The sequence below is a fragment of the Candidatus Nitrosopumilus sp. genome, assembly GCF_965263415.1.
Lineage (GTDB): Archaea > Thermoproteota > Nitrososphaeria > Nitrososphaerales > Nitrosopumilaceae > Nitrosopumilus.
In genome coordinates, this window is the sequence record NZ_OZ253671.1 from 1,115,132 (window position 1) to 1,133,589 (window position 18,458).

Genomic DNA, 18,458 nt, shown 5'->3' on the forward strand with positions numbered 1-18,458 from the left:
TTATTTATTTGAATTGTTTAGTACACAAAATATTTTTTATAAATTCTCATGCCCAATCTTTTGAACTTTTTTCCATCAGATCTTGTATGTCAATTTGAATTGCTAAAAACCCAATAATCTCATTTTCAGAATTTTCATCTGGAATTATGATCTTTTTTTCCCAAAAATACGAACCATCTTTTGCTTTATTTTTCAAATTCCCTGTCCATACTTTTCCTGATAGAATGGTTTTCCACATTTCACGATAAAACCTTTCATCATGATATCCTGATCTTAGAATCTTTTGATTTTGTCCAATTAAATCTTCTTTAGTATATTTTGTCATCTTGCAGAATTTTTCATTAACATATGTCAAGTCTCCATTAATGTCAAATTTTGATATTGCTGTAGATTGGTCTATTTGATTGTAAAATTTCTTGGCATCTGCAAGACTGTTTTTCATTGCCTGCTCATACTCTTTTAATGTGTGCTGTGATTGACTCAATGATTTTGTCATCTTGTTAAATGCATTACCGAGTTGGGAAATCTCGTTATTTCCTTTGATATTGATCAAATCTCCACTCTCTCCTTTTTTTATTTTGAGAATTTTTTCAGTTAGAACTTCGATTGGTTTTGACATATGTCTTGAAATTATTATGGTGACGACTATTGTTATTGCCAAAAAGGGAATCATGACTATTTGTACGTCTGACCTCAATTGCTCAACTGACAAAAATAATTCTTCTTCTGTAGTTACTGACAGTAGTACCCAAAACTTTGATGTGTTGTTTTTGTCATAAAATATTTTTTCCCAAATTCGATATTCATTTTCTTGTTCATCATAGTGGAATTTATTGTCCATTTCTTTCAAATTTTCTTTTAACTCTGGTTGCTCTACAAAATAATTGATTTCTGTGCCTAATATGTCGCCAAATATCTTTGATTTATCAGGATGATCAAGGAAATACCCCTCATTGTTAATTATTAGCATTTTTCCACTAGCACTTTGACTGATTTCATGCAAAAAACTCGTCATGTCATAAGTAATTTTCAAAAAACCCAACTGTTCACCATTGCTAAGAAAAATTGGTGTAATTATCTCTTGAATTGGTCTGTTAGGAATTTCGATTTTATCATCTAATTGGTTAAGTGATATACTTGATATTACTACTTCATTATTTTGTAATTTTACTACTTTTTGATAAGTATCTTTATCTATTGAGTGTCTTAATTTTTCATGCTCCTCTATGTGTATTTCGTCAGAATCTGAAATAATATGTATTAGTTCATTCCCTCCCAAATCAAATATCTGAATTTGATGAATTTTTGGATTGTTTTGAATAATCTCTGTGAATTTTTCTTCTAATAATCCTGACCAAAATCCTTGATCAAATTGAAAGTTTCCTGAACTACTATAATCTGTGAATTTTACTATTCCTTGAATCTCTGGCATAATTGACAGTAATTTTACTTGTTCTGTGTCTGAACGGATCACGTTTCTAACATCTGTTGCTTTGAAATCTATTTCAAATTGTTTTTCAGATAAAATATTTTCTACTTTGTCATTTTTGATGCTTTCAAAAACTACTCCTGCAAGAACAAGTACAACTGCAATATTTAATGTGCTAAGAACAATTGCGTTTCTATAAAATAATTTCATGTCTTAACTAGTGGAAGGTTTGATTGTAAGTGATGACAATATGTCGTTTAGTTTCTCAATCGAAATTGGTTTTTCAACACATATTTTGACTCCTTTACTAATCATGTCTTGTACTTCTTCTTCAGAAGGCAACAATCCTGTCAAAACAATGATGTTTTGCAATGAAATAACTCTCAATCTTTCTAATTCATTGATGAAATCATTTCCAGTAAATTCTGGCATGTCCAAATCTAAAATTATTGCATCATACTTGTTTGCCAAAGCCATTTGCAGTGCCTCTTTTCCATCATTTGAGACCTCGCATGTGTGGTCATGCAGTTCCAATAATTTTGATAGTACTTCTGTGAAAGTTGCATTATCATCTATGTGTAAAATCCTCATACCTTAAGGACATCTTACCTTAAGACTATTTAAAGGAATATGATCATTTACGTATGTTGTATTTGAATCAAATATTGTTTTATCTTGGAGGTTCTTTCTTGATTCTGTAGATATTTCTTTTAGAAAGAACTATTGCCTCTCCATCGTTATCTGTACCTTCATAATCTACTGCTATTTTTCCAAATTCCTCATCCATATCTTCTACTTGTGATATTGTGAATTTTAATTTCAAAACCTGATCTGTGTATAATGGTTTGAGAAATCGTGTGTTTCTATTCTTCCATTCTGGATCCCCATCTGTTCCAAGAAAAATAATGTGATTTCCATAAATCTGACTTAGTCTTGTAAATTCCCCTTCCATTCTAGATAAGATTGCTCGTCCTGAAACAATTTGCTCTCCCTTCTGTTTGTCTTCCAAGAATGCGTTTCTAACTCTTGAAAAATTTAGATATTCTTCTAATTCTTTTTCTGAAATGCTACATGTGGAGTGAAATGCATCACCTACTCTAAACTCTGAAAATTTTTTCATTCCTATCTTGATTCATCAACACAGAAAGTTACTTCTGCTGATGAAGCTGCATTTTCTGATACTAGGAAATTAAATGCATCAGCAATTTTTTGATTGTCTGGCTCTATTCCTGTTACAGAACCTGGGAATACAGTTAACATTCTGATTTTAGATTTTAACACATCACTTAGTTCTTGATTAACTGTAGTTGTAAATGGTCTTAGTGCTCCTCTGAAAACTTCCACTTGTGCTCTTTGTGTTCCTGTAACTTTTCTTCCAACTGGCAAGTCTGGACCAATTATCATAATTGAACCTGTTGTATCTTTGAATAATCTTGGGTCTTTTCCTCCTCCTGGAACAAATTGTTCTAATGCTCTTTGGGCTACTGTTGCTGGAGTTGAAATGAATTTTGCAACTAATTCTTCCCATCCTGCCCTTGTTAATTCAGTAAAGTTTCCTACTTCTGGTAGTTTTCCTGTAACATGAACTACTGCTAAAATCTCACCAATGTTTGTCTTGGCAGTATTTAGCCATCTTTCTACCTCTTCAGGATTTTTGATATCTACCACATGGGAATGGAATTTTCCACTAATAGAATCTTGAATTTCTTGAGGTGTTGATTGTGAAATGAAACATGCAACTTTACCGCCGTTTTTCTCAACATGGCTTGCCAAAAATTCTACTCTTTCTGCATCTGTTTTGTATGTTCCATCAATAGTAAAGACTACTGCTTTTCCTGTAAAGTCTGGTTGATGAACTCCTGGTGTTGTAGTTCCAATGTGAGGTTTTACTGGATAAAATACTCTGTCTCCTGGAATAACTTTACCATTGAGAATCTTTGCAATTTCATCATCACACAAGTTTAGAACTGATTCTGCAACTTGGGATTGTGACAAAAATTCTCTGTTTGCAATCATATGTGATGTATTGTTTTGAACTTTTTCAGCTATTGTTTGAATTTTGGTTAATAGATTTGTAAATGTCTCAGTTAGTTTTGCAACATCTCTTCCATTTGCTAGCTTTTCTGCAGTCTTGGCAATTCCATCTTTGTCTATTCCATCTGCTTGAATACATTCTAACAAATCATCTTTTGCTTCTTCGACTTGAACTGGTGTCAAGTCTTCAAAGCCACTTACTCTCATAAATTCAGCGGCTGCTTTTGGATAAACTGTCTTGTAAATTCTATCTGAATGAACTGGACCTGGATTTGTTGCAATTGATATGATTCCTTTTTCAGTTAATTCCCATGACATACATTCAGCTAGTCTGTTCTTTGCACCTTGTGATGCAGTGTATGGGCTTCTGAATCTGTAAGGTCTTTGCTCCAGTGGTCTTTCTTCAGTAAAGAATGTTGAAATTGTAATAATTTTTCCCCCTTCTTTCATTACTTTTAGAGCTTGGACTGACCCCCAAAATGTTCCTGTTAGATGAATTCCAATTGTACTTTTGAATTCATCTAATGGTGAGTTTGCAAAACATGTTACAGGACCTGATACTCCTGCATTGTTAATTATGTAATCTACATTTGTTCCTTCATTTTTTATAGTGTTAAACATTTCATTCATTGCTGTTTCATCTGCCACATCTACTCCTGCAAAAATTTTGACTGTTGCATTTACTCCTTGTGGGATTTTTCCCTCAAGTTCTGCTGCGGCTTCTTGGAGTGGCTCTTTTCTTCTACCTAGTATAATCACACTTGCACCCTTTTCTACAAATTTTGTTGCAATGGCTTTTCCAATACCTGTTCCGCTTCCTGTTACTAGTGCGACTTTGTCTTGGAATTTTAACATAGATAGAATTCTCAAATCTTTTGTGATATTTATTTGGATTGATCTCTAGAACATTTTTCTTGATATCTTTATTTGTGGGTACGATTCATGATTTTTAATGCATGATACAGAGCCAGATACATTTGTCTATCAGACATGGCCTGAAAAATTTAGTAGTATGTTAAAGGAGATCGGTATAGATTCTGAATCCAAAGATATTGGAACCGATGATGTTGAACAAGGTGATTATTACAGTAGATATTTTGCTCACACAGCAAGAATGATAACAAATAGAGGATGTCTTGATGTCAAGAACTCTAACATCGACGTAATTCAAATTATTCAAAAGGGGTAAAAATGCAAGATCCAAATCCAATTCCTTGGGGCGCACTAGATAGATATCAAGCACACTTTATTGTAAGAAAAGACTCTGGTAGAGGTGTTGGTAATTTTGTTGCAAAAACACAACTTAAAACCAAAGGTCATTTTGCAGCAAAAACTGTTGAGAGTGTAAGTTGGAATGGTCCTGGTGCTCTTGCTGAAAAACTAAACCAAGATTCTGAATTAAATGAGATGATTGCACAACAATCAGTTAAAGACGCAACCATCTATGTTGAGCCTACTGAGAACGCAGTTAGAATTCGCAGCAAATGGAATAACCACTTGGCATTTGGAATCACAAAAGATCTTTTTGATATTTATGACCGTATTGCTGGCCACATTAAATCAATCTAATTCTATTTAGTAATAATCATCAAACTCAAAAATTAAATTCATCCTTTTATGCATTCAATTTTCACAATGAATATGAATAAAAAAAGACTTTTTTTGTTTTTTTCATTAGTTATACTATTTTCATTTGTGTTAAGTGAAAATGCATTTGCCCAAACTGAACCAGACAGAGTAACAGGACTCTCAGCAGATGCAATTAGCCCAACTCAGATTGACTTGTCTTGGAATGAACCATACGATGGAGAGTCCCCAATAACTGGATACCAGATAGAACGAAGACAAGCATCAAACCCTTGGGAGATTTACATTGCTGATACTGGCAACACTAGCACAACATACTCTGATCAAGGTTTAGATCCTGACACAAGATATCGTTACAAAGTTGCTGCAATTAATGTAGTTGGAATTGGAACTGCATCCGCTACTGCATCTGCAACAACATTGGAACTTGGGGTTCCTTCACCTCCTCTAAATTTACAAGGTTCTCCAACTTGTTGCGAAGTTACTCTTGCATGGACTGCTCCATATGATGGAGGTTTTCCTATCATTGATTATATCATAGAGTATAGTGATGATGGAAACAATTGGACTGAGTATGATGATGGACTTAGTATTGAAACTAGTGCTGTTGTTACTGGTTTGACAACTGACACAGAATATTATTTCAGAGTATTTGCAGTTAATTCTCAGGGAACAAGCAGCGCATCCAATATTATTTCTGAAACACCTTCTATGCCTGTTATTACATCTACAGGCACATCAAGTATAAGATCTCCTCCTCAAATTCAAGGAATTGGTTTTTACAAATTCATATCCCACATTGGTGATGATGGTGATATCAAAGAATATGATGCGCCACTTAATCTTCCATTTGATCAGTATTTCCCATATAGTGAATTTTCAGATGAAACCGATTTTAAAAATTACAAAGAAATGGGTGCATATAAAAAAACAGGAATTTACTATGATTTTTCTAAAAAAACTTTAACTCCTAAATTCTTTGCAGAACCAAATCAACCAATTCAACTCCAAATTCGATTGTGGGATTTCTTTGCAAGTTCAAAAATTGAACATCTATCATTATACACAAACTCTGCAACTCCGATAACTATGCAAAATAGTGATGTTGAAATTATTTTTGATAAAGGAAAACCTCTTGACATCAAAGATCCTAATGGTATTTTCAAGTATGTTGACGTATCTACTTCTTATGAAGATGAATGGTTGTGGATTAATCTTGATTTGATGTTTCAAGAACCTATGACCTCGTCTGGTATTTTATTACAATCGTGGCATGAATCTAGAATCCCTTCATTTGTTCAAGTTGATGATATTTGGGAAATCTCAAATCCTCAATCAAATTCTGAACATATTGATGAGATTAATCTTACTGCAGAAGTTGAAATCACTCATGGTACGTCAAACCCTACATGTAAAATGGATGATTCTTGTTTTACTCCATCACATGCAGAAATTTTGGAAGGAGGAATTGTAACTTGGTTCAATACTGATTCTTTTACACACACGGTAACCAGTGGGTCTATTGATAATAATGATAATAGATTTGGATACATCTTGTTTCCTGGTCAAACAGTACAACATGAATTTCCTTACAAAGGAATCTATGATTATTATTGTGCACTTCATCCTTGGGCCACTGGCTCTGTAGTTGTATATGGTGCAGATTTAGAAAAGCCTGAGATTAGTTTTGATGAATCTCAACCGGCACTACTTGTAAAATCTACTTCAGGTGGTTCATTAATCATTGAAAATAACGATGTGTTTGTCACTTCATCAAAGGATCTACACATGAATGTCTCTGGACATATTCAAGAATTATCTGCATCAAATACTGTTAAAATCACAATTATTCATCCCGATAAAATCACAAAATCCATGACTGCTATTGTAAATAACGATGGATTTTATTCACTACCTGTAGTCCTTAACAAACATTGGTTGGAAGGAACCTATGAAATAATCACAGAATATCGTGGTGAACAGGTGGCACAATTATCTTTTCTAGTATCTGACAAACCCGTAAACTAATTTCTAAAAAATAAGATAGAGCATTTTTTTGATTTGTTTTACTATCTTAGGCCTTCCACCAATCTAAAGCCAAAAAATCTACGTTATCTTTGCCTTTGGGTATTGCCAAGATGAATTGTTTTTTTACTGATGTTGCAAGTCTTCCTGCAAGTACAATTCCTGTTGATGTGATTGGTTCATTTCTGTTATACACTTGAATCAAAAATGGTGCATGATCTATTCCTGGACCTTTCTCATAAACCGCAAAGTCGCAACCAAACTTTATTCCAGGGTTAATGATGTATCCTTTGTCTCTAAAGTTCTTGTAAACTAGGTATTTTTTATCAAAATCATGGTGTTCTTTTTTGCAAACTTCTATCATTTGTTCAACTGTAACTTTGTGTTTTGATTTTGAAATTGTAATTTTTTTATTTTCTAGCAGATATAATGATTCAATTAAATCTAAAACAAGCGGCGCATCAATTTCTTCGATTTTTGGTTTTGGAATACCTATAGGCTTTCCATAATATCCTCTGCTGAAAAGCTTACGTGAATCTTCTATATTCCAAACAATTACTCTGTTTTCGATTAATTCACCTTTCATGATTTTACAACGTCTTTAGTGTATATGAATTCATTAGATTTTTGATACTCCTAAAAATAGAAAATAAAGTGGAAATGTAGATGTATTTGTTTATAGGCTTAATGCTAACAAAATGAAAGAATCTGAAACTCTTTGGCATTTATCTGCCATTTCTTCAATCCCTTCAATTACGTCTTTCATTAACATTAATTCTTTGGTATTGGTGACTTCTGATAGAAGTTTTATTGTTGCTTGTCTGTATTTGATGTCAATTTCTCTTTCAATTGTTTGTGTTTCTTGTGCTAGTTCAATTGCATTTGCAGTGTTTGTGTTTAGACTTCGAATAATCTCATTTAGTTTGTAGACTTCATCTACGACCAACTCAATTAGTTTTGTCAAGTCTTTGTCTAGTTTTGCACTTTTGAGTGTAGCTGGTTTTACATTTGATAGTTTGAATGAAATTCCTGTAATGTACCCTGCAATCTCATCCATTGTATATGCTGTGTTTAGAAGATTTTCTCTGTTCATGATCAAACCTCCGACATCTGCTACTTCACGTGTGATTTTTCTTCTAAGATTTTCTACTTCTTCTTCAATTGTAGAAATTTGCTCTAATGTGTTTTTGATTCCTGTCTTGTCTTTTTTCATCATTAATTCAGGAAGTGTTGCTAGTTCTCTGGAAGCGTTTAGAATTCTATTGATTTCGTCTTGTAAAACTGCTATAGCCTTTCTTTTTGCTTGAACTTCAAGCTCTCCGCTATACATAACAAAAACAACCAAACTCTATGGTAATTTAAATCCTCTATGATCTTTCATATCTTTTGAGCATGATCACATGAGACTTTTGTCATGTGCTACTTTTTTCTGACCTTGGTATAGTGTGATCACTTCTTCATTTGTTGATGCATCTTCTGCCATTTTTTCGATTCTCATCTTTCCTGTAAATTTTGGAAATCTCAATGCAAGTCCTGCCCCTTTTCTAACTTTGTCTCTAGCCGCTTTGTGAATTGGACTGAGTGTGATTTCAGATGCAACAACTTCAATTACTAATTCTGGTTCAAACCAAACATCTGCTTCCATTTCACTATCAACACGTGGATTTTTTTTGATTGTTACTTTGGGATTTAGAATTTGATATAATTGGTCTAAATCTTCATCTGAAAAACCTGTTCCTACTTTGCAGATACTAGTGAATGTATCTTCACCTTCTTCATATGTTGCTAATAACAAAGTACCGTAATTTCCTGTTCTTCTTCCTTTTCCAAAAAATCCTCCTATCACAACAAGATCTAAACTATCTCCAAGTTCATTTTGATATTCTCTTTTAAGTTTTAGCCAATGACTTCCTCTTGACCCAGCTTGGTATGGCTTGTCAAGCATCTTTAACATCAATCCTTCACTACCTGCATTGATACTGTTTTCAAAAAAGTCTTCAATGTCGTTTTCATTTTTTATTATGCTCATTGGTATGTGTTTTACAAAATTATCTTCTTTTACCACTTTTTCCATCTTCTCTCTTCGTTCCTTGTAGTCTAATTCGAGACAACTTTTTCCATTACAATACAGAATGTCAAAGAGATTAACTGTAATTGGATATTGTGTTACTGCTTTTTCAATTTTGTATTTTCTTCTTCTATGCATCAATTCTTGAAATGGTAGAAACTCTCCAGTGTTTTCATTAATTGCAACTGCTTCTGCTTCTAGTACAATATTTTCGGCTTGAATTGTTTTTGGAATTTTCTCTATAATATCTGGATAATAACTTGAAATGTTTTCTAAACTTCTTGAAAATAAAACTACTTTGTCTCCTTCTATGTGCAGTTGTACTCTTTCTCCATCTAGTTTGTATTCTGCTGCAAATTCATTTCCCATTTTTTCAATTGCTTCTTGTTCACTCTTTACTCTGTCTGCAAGCATTGGTCTAATCGGATTAAACAAAATTATTTTGAATTTTTCAACACTGTCTAGTCCTTCAGTTGATAATATTTCTGCAACTTTTCCTAAATCACTAGAAACGTTATATGCATACTCCAAAATTTTTCTATTCTCTTTGTTACCTGAAAATGCTATTGCTAATGCATCCATTACCGTATTTTCTGCAATCCCTAGTCTTAGTGTGCCTAACAATATTTTTAGAATGAAACTTGCCTCTAATGGACTTGCATCATTAAGCAAGCTGGAGATGTATTTCATCTTCATGTCTTGTGATCTATTGCCTTCTAATTTTGCAATTTTGAATAATGTCTCATAAACTCGTTCGACTGTAATGTCTTCAACAAGAAATGTTGTCTGGGTTTTTTGTTCTAAGATTATGGCTGCAGCATGTCCTAGGTCTCCTCCTTTTCTGTACTCTTCTTCAATTTTTTTAATTGGTATACCTGAAGACTTTGATATTGCTCTTATTGCAAGTTTTTCTGCAACTCCCAACTCCACTCCTTCAAAGTCTGGTCTAAGTTTTCCTTGTAGTAGATAGACTATCTTTGAAATTACTTCTTGTGGAGTTTTTTCAAATAATTCAACCAAGTACTGTGTTAATTCTAGTCTTTTTCTAGTTGATTCCATCCTGTTAAATGAATCAGCTAATATGGAAAACTCCATTCTAATTCCTTGTGTGTTGTTGAATAAAAATTGAATCTAGATGTATCTAAAAATTGTTGGTTTATCTGACTTTGGAAGATCTGAGACAAGCGCAAAATTGTATAATGGATAAGATTTCTTGTACTGTTTCATAAAACTCCATGCAACATCATGTGTCTTGAACTCTGTTCTTAATCCGTCAATCTGACTCTTTTTCCCATAAACATCAAAGACTACTACTGAATACTGTTTTGGGCGATTGTGTGGCTTTGCTTTGAGTAACCATGCAAGTGCAAACACAAAGACTGCTCCTAGTACAACATATTCTCCTGCAACTTTGAAAAAGTCTAAGATTACTCCTGGTATGGTTTGGCCAAATAGAACTGCCATGAAATTTGAAAATGATATTACTGCTAGTGCTGTGAAAATGTATGTCTTCCAATCAAAAATCTTTTGAAAATTCATTTCTGCCTGACTTTGGTAAGGTCTTTTTTGATTTAACTATTTCTTATGATTTGCAGATTTTGAAATTACTAGTCTGGATCTTCGTAATTCTCTTTTCTGTCGCCACTAGACTCTGTTCCTTCCATTGATTTCATCTTGCTTTCAAGAACATCCATTCTTGCTCTGTATCCTTCTGCATATTCTAGTTCTGATGGAACTAGTGTTGCTGGATGGATAAATCCTTGACTTCTAATTGCCATGGCTTTTTCTGTTGCTCTTTCTCTGATTAGATCCCAATCTGGAGTTGAGAATCCATCAAATGGTCCAGTAAACTTTCCATTGTGCATGCTAAATACGAGTGCTTCAACTATTGGAATACAAAAGTTGATTGTAGCTGCAGAGTTTAGTTTTACAGGCATTAATGGCATGTTGTGACTTCCTCTTGTATTTCCTGCAACAAAGTGTGGATTGTTAAAGACACTTCCTACCTCTTCAGTTGCAGGGAACTTCTTTTGTGTTCTAACCATACAAATTGGATCGTCTTTTCCAACATACGTTCCTGCAATGTTGTGTAGTCTATCAGTTGATGCTGCAAGAATTGGTTCTCCATCTTTTGTTGTAACTGAATCTACAACGTATCTTCCTGGATACATTAATGCTGCTTCAATTGTTGGTTTGTCTTGCCATAATTCTAATTCTGCAATCTGAGCTTTCTCAACATCCATGATGTTGATTTTTACCCCATCTGCAAGACTCTTGTTTACAATTAATCCTGTATTACTTAGTGCGTCTACAAACATTCTGTAGATTGGATAGTTGAATGCACCTGGCTCTGTTTTATCAGCTGCAAATACTGTAAATGCTTCATTTGGTCTTTCTTCAAATTCCATTTCTGCAACTCCTGGACCCATCCCTTTTACGTTTCCAGAGAAGGAATCTTTGAGCAAGTCTTGTCCTGCACCATACAATCCTTCATCTTTTGCAACTTGAGTTCCTGCCATGAAAGCATCCCATGCCATTTTGTGAATTTTTTCATTGTCTACTCCATGAGTGTGAGACATTACGATATGTGTGTCGTCTCCACAATATCCTATGTAATAATCGATAAGCAAATCTGCTGAATTTTTAACGGTATTTCTAATTGCGTCAAGTAATCCGTCACTAGGTTTTGTGTGTCCTCCGACACCGCCAACATCGGCTTTGATAACTGAAACTGTAATTTTCATATTTTCCATTTTTGCCCCTTTGATTTATGTGCTTTTAGCAAAGTCTTCTGATCTGAAATTAATTGAAAAATTTTATATTTTTTTTCAAAAATTCATAACAGTAATAAATGCCCTCAGATACGCACTCTACATGGCAGATAAACCACACTTGAACCTGATTGTTACAGGTCATATTGATAATGGAAAATCAACAACTATGGGTCATTTCTTGATGGATCTTGGAGTTGTAGATGAAAGAACAATTGCATCCCATGCATCCGAATCCGAGAAGACCGGAAAAGGTGATACTTTCAAGTATGCTTGGGTTATGGATAACATTAAGGATGAAAGAGAGAGAGGTATTACTATCGATCTTGCATTCCAAAAGTTTGAGTCTCCAAAGTATTTCTTTACTTTGATTGACGCTCCTGGTCACAGGGACTTTATTAAAAACATGATTACTGGTGCTTCTGAAGCCGACGCAGCAGTCTTAGTACTTTCCGCTAAAGAAGGTGAAACCGATACTGCAATTGCAGCAGGTGGTCAAGCAAGAGAACATGCATTCTTGCTCAAGACTTTAGGTGTAAACCAACTAATTGTTGCAATCAACAAAATGGATGATAGCAACTATTCTGAAGAAGCTTTCAAAACAGCCAAAGAAAAAGGCGAAAAATTAGTCAAATCTGTAGGTTACAAACTAGAAAACGTACCATTCATTCCAGTTTCTGGATGGAAAGGTGACAACTTGGTTAAAAAATCTGAGAACATGTCATGGTACTCTGGTAAAACACTACTTGAAGCATTTGATGACTTTACAGTATCTGAAAAACCAATTGGTAAACCACTACGTGTTCCAATCCAAGACGTTTACACCATTACTGGTGTAGGAACAGTACCTGTTGGTAGAGTTGAAACAGGAGTTATGAAAGCAGGAGACAAAATTGTTGTAATGCCTTCAGGCGCTCCTGGTGAAATCAAATCTATTGAGACTCACCACACAGAAATGCCATCTGCAGAAGCAGGTGATAACATTGGTTTCAACCTTAGAGGTGTTGAAAAGAAAGATATCAAAAGAGGAGATGTTCTCGGAAGTCCTGACGCACCTCCAGCAGTTGCAAAAGAATTCAAAGCACAAATTATTGTAATTCACCACCCAACAGCAATCGCACCTGGTTATACTCCAGTTATGCACGCACACACTGCACAAGTTGCAGCAACAGTTACTGAGTTCTTGCAAAAGATCAACCCAGCATCTGGTGCCGTTGAGGAAGAAAATCCAAAATTCCTCAAAGTTGGTGACTCCGCAATTGTAAAAATTAGACCGGTAAGACCAACTTGTATTGAAACATTCCAAGATTTCCCTGAGATGGGTAGATTCGCCCTTAGAGATATGGGTGCAACTATCGCCGCAGGAATTGTTAAGGAAATTACCGAAGAGTACAAACCATAGGCGGATTTTTTATGACCCAAACCGCCCGTGTCAAACTCACATCAACTAGTCTACCAAAGTTAGACGGTGTATGTGGGGAAATCATGGGTATCGGTAAAAAAACCGGTGTTAAGGTAAAGGGTCCCACTCCACTTCCTGTCAAAAGATTACATGTTGCTACTAGAAAATCCCCATGTGGTAATGGAACTGAAACCTATGAAAAATGGGAAATGAAGATGCATAGAAGAATTATCAACATTAACGCTGATGATAAAGCAATTAGACAATTAATGAGACTAAAAATCCCTGATGACGTCTACATCGAACTCTCATTAACATAATCTCTAAATTATAGAAACTTTGATGATAAACATGGCTGAAGAAAACTTTGATGAAGTAGAAGAAACTCCTGTTGAGACATTTGATGTAAATTATTCTTGTCTTAGATGTGGAACTATGGTTTCAAACACTGAACTATCACGTTTACCTGAAATCAAATGTATTTGTGGATTTAGAGTATTTACCAAAGTTAGACCTCCAGTAGTCAAGACAGTAAAAGCAATTTAGTTATCTGTCTTTTTTGTAACTGTGTTCTCTTTGTAAATGAGTTCTCATATCTTCCATGTTCGAGAAAAATTTGTTGCATTCTTTACAATCATATTGTAAATCCTTTCCATGAACAATCTGTTTGTGATTCATCAACTCTTCTTGTTTTGAAAATTTACTATTACAAATATCGCATTTGATCTTTTTAAAAAAACCCACTGTTATCCTAACTCTGCTTTTTTCTCGTCCCAACATTTTCTGCATAACTGACCGTCAATCTTCCATTTTCCCTTTGGATTGTATCTGATTAGTCCCATCTTGCCGCCACATAGTGAACAGAAATTTTTCTTTTTCCCATGGGATTCTTCTTTTTTATCAAAACATGGTTTGCAAAGTAATCCCTCCATGTCCCATTGCCATCTTGGTTCCCACAGATCAGTAATTTTTTGAGTCTTACCGCATTCTACACATGGCTGTCTTACCTTTCCTTCATAGTACTCTTTTTGTTTTTCAAAATGACAATCTCCACAAAGTGGACCCTTGATACCCCACTCTCTTTTTGGTTTGTGTTTATGTGTTAGTTCTTTATTGCAAACAGTACAAAATGATGGTTTTTTACTAAATAATCCCATTTCAAATCTACCTAGTATAGCTTATTCTATAAATGTAAACAAAATAAAAATAACAAAAAAGCGTTTATTCGCTTAGAATTTTTTCAAGAGCTTGGCTTGCATTGAGCATACCGTTTCTCTTGGCATATTCTTCGATCATTTTGTATTGTTTTTCAGTAAAACATACTGGCATTGAACGTCTTTCCATGAAATAATTATAATATTTTTTACTAATATCCTTTTCTCTCGGAAGATATTTCAAACCAATTTCTAAATATTTGGTATGGCAAAGAAACGACAGATCTTAGTTATTGGAAATAACACTAATGGTTGTACTCCTGAGCATGAAAAAATTGCATATGATGTTGGAGTAGAAATTGCAAAATCTAATTCTGTACTGGTTACAGGTGGATTGGGAGGAATAATGGTTGCTGCATCTCATGGCGCAAAAGACGCAGATGGGTTAACTGTTGGAATAATCCCTCAAGATGATGCTTCTGAGGCCAATGAGTATTGTGATATTGTAATTCCTACTGGAATGGGGTTTACTCGTGACTTTCTTAATGCTCTAAGTGCCGATGGTGTAATAATTATTGGCGGTGGATCTGGAACTCTATCTGAAGTTTGTGCATCATACATGTCAAAAAAACCAATGGTTGCAATTAGAAATCTCAATGGTTCTATAGAGAAATACATTGATGGGTACTTGGATCATAGAGAAAATGTCAAAATTATTGGTGTAAACAATGCAAAAGAAGCAGTTACAAAAATAATCGAATTGATCTCTACATAATCTTCTTTAATCAAAAGTATGTATACAATTCATGGCAATTCAAGATGATGAAGAATGCAAACAACTCATTGACAAGTTAGACAAAGGATTGCCTCCTCAAATGATTGATGAAATCATTTCCTATCTAGAGCAAACAAACAACTCTGAATTTACCATGACCTTGGTAAAATATCTGAATAATCAAAATATCCAATCCCGAAACTCTGTTTGGGCATTAAGCAGTCAGATATCAATGATTGGAGAAGATGTTACTAAAATTAAAGAACATTTGGGAATTAACTAATTATCTGTTGATATTCACAAAGTTAATGTATCATAAATTTTGTAAATTGTGTGCTTGTTACTAAACTTTTTTCAAGAGAAACATTTTACAAAATATAATTCTATTATTGTTATTCCATCTGTTTTTGCCTTCTCAATTTATTTTTTAATTGAACTTTTTATTTTTGGTGTAAATTTCCCACGTGCAGATGACTGGTCTGCAGTTTTTGCAGCAATCTATTTTCAACAAAATGATCCTGTTTGGGTAGATGCTATTTTTGATGTAGGAAATGAGCATTTGTTATTTTCATATAGGCTTTTGATGATGTCTATTTTTTTACTTAATTCCTATAACGTATTTCACATAACTATTTTGAATTGGGGACTTCTTACTGCCTCAATTCTTGTTTTTTATTATATTCTTAAAAGAACTGATTCTCGACTTGTTTGGTTACTTATTCCAATTTCTGCATTTGTTTTCAATCCAAAAATAATACATGGTTCTATTGTTGGTAGTGTTGGATTAGTTTGGAATTTAACTTTTTTTTTAAACGTCTTAACAATTGCTATTCTTACTAAAGAAAAAATTTCAAATTATTGGTTCTTGTTAGCAATTTTTGCTGCAATTACTGCATCATTTACTTCAGCATTAGGTCATTTATCTTGGATTGCTGGAATTATTTTACTTTCAAAAAATCTTAGAAAAAATAAAAATCATTTGATAATCTGGACATTGTTATTCTTATCTATCTCTTTTCTATTTTACACTCTTACATCTGCTAACTCCCTTAGTCCTGATCAATCTTCTATTTTGACTCTTGACAGAATTCTTTATTCTTTAGAATATGTTGTCAATCCATTTACTTTGACACCTGATGGTGCTAAACATCTGGTTGGTTTACTAATTGTTTTATCCATTGTTTGTTTGTCTGCCTTTATGATAATAAAAAAAATTACCATTTCTTGGCCCTGGGTTACGCTATCTGTAATGGGTATTCTCTTTACTCTTCTTACAACTCTTGGTAGATTTGATGTTCGTCCCCCACACCAATCATATTTCATCATAATGTCTACTGCTACTGAAATTGGTATTTTGGTTTTATTTTCTATATTGTATTTAGAAAGCCGAAATTTGAAAAATAACTATTTGAAAAAAACAGTCAAAATTATTTTTATAATTTTTATTATTTTACAAATAGGATTACTTGGTGCAACGTATGTTTATTATTTAGATAAAATTCATGAAGGACCTACTGAAGATTTAAAATTACAATTATCTTCTTGTTTTGATTTACCTACAATTGATTCCGTGCATAGTTGTTCTTCTTATCATATGATGGGTGATCCTAGCAGATCATCTTCTCATGATGAACTTCTTTCAATGATCAATTTTTTTATAATAAACAAAATGGCTATTTTTTCTGATAATGGTTTTTTTGAGGAAAAACAGTTTGAACGTTCTCTTTTGATAAATAATGTAAATTCCATAACAAATATTTTTGATGTGGATGGCGATATCCAAACATTAAATGGTGAATTTGTAGAAAATAATTCTAAAATCTTCTTAAAAGAAAACTTCGTTACTTTGAATGGATGGATAAAATCTGACTTTAATGAAATTACTTCTTTAATCTTGTTTGTTGATGACACTCCTTTTCTATCCTCAAATTTATTATCAATGAATACTGATATTTTAGAAAATATCTCTGATGATATGTTGTTTTGGGAAATTTCTTTCTTTCCTGCCTATCTTGAAAATGGATGTCATACTTTGTCTGTTCAAGGCATGAATGATGATGCTTTGTTTGTAGTTAACAAAAATTTGATTTTATGTGTTGAATCTTCTAAAAATTACCCTCCGGGCGAACTGAATCCGTCTACTTTTAAAGATACTAAGAATAAAATATTTTCAAAACTAGGGATTAATTAAAATAATTAATTTTAACTTTTTAAAATAAACCACATGAATATCGCGCCCCATTTAATCCCTTTAGTAAATTTACTTGATTCGAATTTTGAATATCCTATTCTTTTATTGAATGTAATTGGAATCTCAACCAATCTAAAATTTTTCTCAATTGAAAGCATCGTTATGTGTAATTGAATTGAATCTCCAGCATATGGATATTCTGAATCTTTGCTAGATAATAATGGAATAATTTTTTCTAGACATTCTCTCCTCATTAATCTCATCGCACACCCCACATCTGTTAAGTTAACTGCTCCTAAATGCTTTAAACTGAAGTATTTTATCTGAATCAATTTTGCTAAAAGTATGTTTCCCCAAATATGCATCAGTGAATTTTGGTTACCTTTTTCAGATAAAACTTGAGTGTATCTTGAACCAAGAACCATGTCTGCATTTGGTAAGTATGAAAGCATTTTTTCAATATCATATCCATTATATGTAGAATCTGCTTCTGTAAATAAAACAACATTAGAGTCTGTTTTTAATGCTTCTTTAAGTCCTAATAACACTGAATGTGAATATCCTTTATTTTCATTTTTTTTAATTACTATTGCCCCTACCTTCTGAGCAATTTCTACTGTGTTATCTGAACTATTATTATCTACTAACAAAACATGTTTAACAAATTTTTGTTTTTGAAAATCTGTGATTACCTTTTCAATTGATTTTGCTTCATTCCATGCAGGAATTACCACACATATGCTAATTGACTCAAGTGGTTTATATGTTAAATAATGTAGATTTGATTCTGTTTTGTATTGTTTTCTACTTAATATAAAGACTATAAAGAAACACATCCAAATTATATCTGATAGTAAGATCCATTTTGTATATACTGATAAAATTATTGTTTCAATTAACCCCTCATCATTAAGAATCGATTGAACTCCTCCTGAAAATACTGATATTATAATTGCAATACCCCACACCAAATTAAGTATAAACAAAATACTAAATGAAATACCAGCTAGTATGTACAATCG

Annotated in this window: 22 protein-coding genes; 9 read left to right on the top strand and 13 right to left on the bottom strand. The window is 33.4% G+C overall.

Features of this window, described 5'->3' with window-relative positions; genetic code table 11:
• Nucleotides 1-46: 46 nt before the first annotated feature.
• From ACQY22_RS07060 to ACQY22_RS07075, 4 genes are all read right to left on the bottom strand, one after another.
• Nucleotides 47-1,639 (bottom strand): PAS domain S-box protein, encoded by a 1,593-nt coding sequence (locus tag ACQY22_RS07060; protein ID WP_428323995.1) that lies wholly within the window; start codon nucleotides 1,637-1,639, stop codon nucleotides 47-49.
• 3 nt (nucleotides 1,640-1,642) lie between these two features.
• On the bottom strand, nucleotides 1,643-2,020 hold the full coding sequence (locus ACQY22_RS07065) for a response regulator (protein WP_428323996.1): 378 nt from the start codon (nucleotides 2,018-2,020) through the stop codon (nucleotides 1,643-1,645).
• A gap of 79 nt (nucleotides 2,021-2,099) precedes the next feature.
• On the bottom strand, nucleotides 2,100-2,549 hold the full coding sequence (locus ACQY22_RS07070) for a hypothetical protein (RefSeq protein WP_428323997.1): 450 nt from the start codon (nucleotides 2,547-2,549) through the stop codon (nucleotides 2,100-2,102).
• 2 nt (nucleotides 2,550-2,551) lie between these two features.
• Nucleotides 2,552-4,318 carry an SDR family NAD(P)-dependent oxidoreductase gene (locus ACQY22_RS07075; RefSeq protein ID WP_428323998.1) on the bottom strand — a complete coding sequence of 589 codons (1,767 nt, stop codon included), beginning with the start codon at nucleotides 4,316-4,318 and terminating at the stop codon, nucleotides 2,552-2,554.
• Between the two features lie 97 nt (nucleotides 4,319-4,415).
• Between ACQY22_RS07075 and ACQY22_RS07080 the strand changes: the two genes are divergently transcribed.
• From ACQY22_RS07080 to ACQY22_RS07090, 3 genes are all read left to right on the top strand, one after another.
• Nucleotides 4,416-4,652: a hypothetical protein gene (locus tag ACQY22_RS07080; RefSeq protein WP_428323999.1), complete on the top strand. Its 237-nt coding sequence runs from the start codon at nucleotides 4,416-4,418 to the stop codon at nucleotides 4,650-4,652.
• 2 nt (nucleotides 4,653-4,654) lie between these two features.
• Entirely contained in the window at nucleotides 4,655-5,032 is a 378-nt protein-coding gene (locus ACQY22_RS07085; RefSeq protein ID WP_428324000.1) for a hypothetical protein, read from the top strand.
• A 72-nt stretch (nucleotides 5,033-5,104) separates the two neighbouring features.
• Complete coding sequence (locus ACQY22_RS07090) at nucleotides 5,105-7,078, top strand: fibronectin type III domain-containing protein (protein ID WP_428324001.1); 1,974 nt, start codon at nucleotides 5,105-5,107, stop codon at nucleotides 7,076-7,078.
• A gap of 46 nt (nucleotides 7,079-7,124) precedes the next feature.
• On the opposite strand, the gene endA is transcribed toward ACQY22_RS07090, so the two are convergent.
• The 5 genes from endA to fbp all read right to left on the bottom strand — a co-directional run bounded on the left by endA (nucleotide 7,125) and on the right by fbp (nucleotide 11,887).
• Nucleotides 7,125-7,661 carry a tRNA-intron lyase gene (gene endA / locus ACQY22_RS07095; RefSeq protein ID WP_428324002.1) on the bottom strand — a complete coding sequence of 179 codons (537 nt, stop codon included), beginning with the start codon at nucleotides 7,659-7,661 and terminating at the stop codon, nucleotides 7,125-7,127.
• 90 nt (nucleotides 7,662-7,751) lie between these two features.
• The gene (locus ACQY22_RS07100; RefSeq protein WP_428324003.1) at nucleotides 7,752-8,405 is read right to left on the bottom strand and encodes a DUF47 domain-containing protein; all 654 of its coding nucleotides are present in this window, start codon (nucleotides 8,403-8,405) and stop codon (nucleotides 7,752-7,754) included.
• A gap of 66 nt (nucleotides 8,406-8,471) precedes the next feature.
• Nucleotides 8,472-10,238: an ATP-dependent DNA ligase gene (locus ACQY22_RS07105; protein WP_428324004.1), complete on the bottom strand. Its 1,767-nt coding sequence runs from the start codon at nucleotides 10,236-10,238 to the stop codon at nucleotides 8,472-8,474.
• A 36-nt stretch (nucleotides 10,239-10,274) separates the two neighbouring features.
• Complete coding sequence (locus tag ACQY22_RS07110) at nucleotides 10,275-10,682, bottom strand: hypothetical protein (protein WP_428324005.1); 408 nt, start codon at nucleotides 10,680-10,682, stop codon at nucleotides 10,275-10,277.
• Nucleotides 10,683-10,750: 68 nt separating this feature from the next.
• Nucleotides 10,751-11,887, bottom strand: coding sequence for a fructose-1,6-bisphosphate aldolase/phosphatase (fbp, locus tag ACQY22_RS07115; protein ID WP_428325537.1), 1,137 nt, complete (start codon nucleotides 11,885-11,887; stop codon nucleotides 10,751-10,753).
• A gap of 130 nt (nucleotides 11,888-12,017) precedes the next feature.
• Here fbp and tuf point away from each other — a divergent pair, with 130 nt between their 5' ends.
• Genes tuf through ACQY22_RS07130 form a run of 3 tightly spaced genes read left to right on the top strand, consistent with a single transcriptional unit; the run spans nucleotide 12,018 to nucleotide 13,862 of the window.
• The gene (gene tuf, locus ACQY22_RS07120) at nucleotides 12,018-13,316 is read left to right on the top strand and encodes a translation elongation factor EF1A family protein (RefSeq protein WP_428324006.1); all 1,299 of its coding nucleotides are present in this window, start codon (nucleotides 12,018-12,020) and stop codon (nucleotides 13,314-13,316) included.
• 11 nt (nucleotides 13,317-13,327) lie between these two features.
• Complete coding sequence (gene rpsJ, locus ACQY22_RS07125) at nucleotides 13,328-13,636, top strand: 30S ribosomal protein S10 (protein ID WP_012215416.1); 309 nt, start codon at nucleotides 13,328-13,330, stop codon at nucleotides 13,634-13,636.
• A gap of 22 nt (nucleotides 13,637-13,658) precedes the next feature.
• Nucleotides 13,659-13,862 (top strand): RNA polymerase Rbp10, encoded by a 204-nt coding sequence (locus ACQY22_RS07130; protein ID WP_012215415.1) that lies wholly within the window; start codon nucleotides 13,659-13,661, stop codon nucleotides 13,860-13,862.
• Here the strand turns inward: ACQY22_RS07130 and ACQY22_RS07135 are convergent, their stop codons facing one another.
• The 3 genes from ACQY22_RS07135 to ACQY22_RS07145 form a co-directional block, all read right to left on the bottom strand.
• Nucleotides 13,863-14,105 (bottom strand): C2H2-type zinc finger protein, encoded by a 243-nt coding sequence (locus tag ACQY22_RS07135; RefSeq protein ID WP_428324007.1) that lies wholly within the window; start codon nucleotides 14,103-14,105, stop codon nucleotides 13,863-13,865. It abuts the gene before it with no gap.
• Complete coding sequence (locus tag ACQY22_RS07140; RefSeq protein ID WP_428324008.1) at nucleotides 14,063-14,473, bottom strand: hypothetical protein; 411 nt, start codon at nucleotides 14,471-14,473, stop codon at nucleotides 14,063-14,065. Before ACQY22_RS07140 ends, ACQY22_RS07135 begins: the two co-directional genes overlap by 43 nt.
• A gap of 64 nt (nucleotides 14,474-14,537) precedes the next feature.
• Complete coding sequence (locus ACQY22_RS07145; RefSeq protein ID WP_255430769.1) at nucleotides 14,538-14,660, bottom strand: hypothetical protein; 123 nt, start codon at nucleotides 14,658-14,660, stop codon at nucleotides 14,538-14,540.
• A gap of 75 nt (nucleotides 14,661-14,735) precedes the next feature.
• Between ACQY22_RS07145 and ACQY22_RS07150 the strand changes: the two genes are divergently transcribed.
• From ACQY22_RS07150 to ACQY22_RS07160, 3 genes are read left to right on the top strand one after another with little or no spacing between them, the layout of a single operon-like run.
• Complete coding sequence (locus ACQY22_RS07150) at nucleotides 14,736-15,245, top strand: TIGR00725 family protein (RefSeq protein WP_428324009.1); 510 nt, start codon at nucleotides 14,736-14,738, stop codon at nucleotides 15,243-15,245.
• 31 nt (nucleotides 15,246-15,276) lie between these two features.
• Entirely contained in the window at nucleotides 15,277-15,528 is a 252-nt protein-coding gene (locus ACQY22_RS07155) for a hypothetical protein (protein WP_428324010.1), read from the top strand.
• A 54-nt stretch (nucleotides 15,529-15,582) separates the two neighbouring features.
• The gene (locus ACQY22_RS07160; RefSeq protein ID WP_428324011.1) at nucleotides 15,583-17,436 is read left to right on the top strand and encodes a hypothetical protein; all 1,854 of its coding nucleotides are present in this window, start codon (nucleotides 15,583-15,585) and stop codon (nucleotides 17,434-17,436) included.
• Nucleotides 17,437-17,447: 11 nt separating this feature from the next.
• Here the strand turns inward: ACQY22_RS07160 and ACQY22_RS07165 are convergent, their stop codons facing one another.
• The gene (locus ACQY22_RS07165) at nucleotides 17,448-18,404 is read right to left on the bottom strand and encodes a glycosyltransferase family 2 protein (RefSeq protein WP_428324012.1); all 957 of its coding nucleotides are present in this window, start codon (nucleotides 18,402-18,404) and stop codon (nucleotides 17,448-17,450) included.
• Nucleotides 18,405-18,458 lie beyond the last annotated feature (54 nt).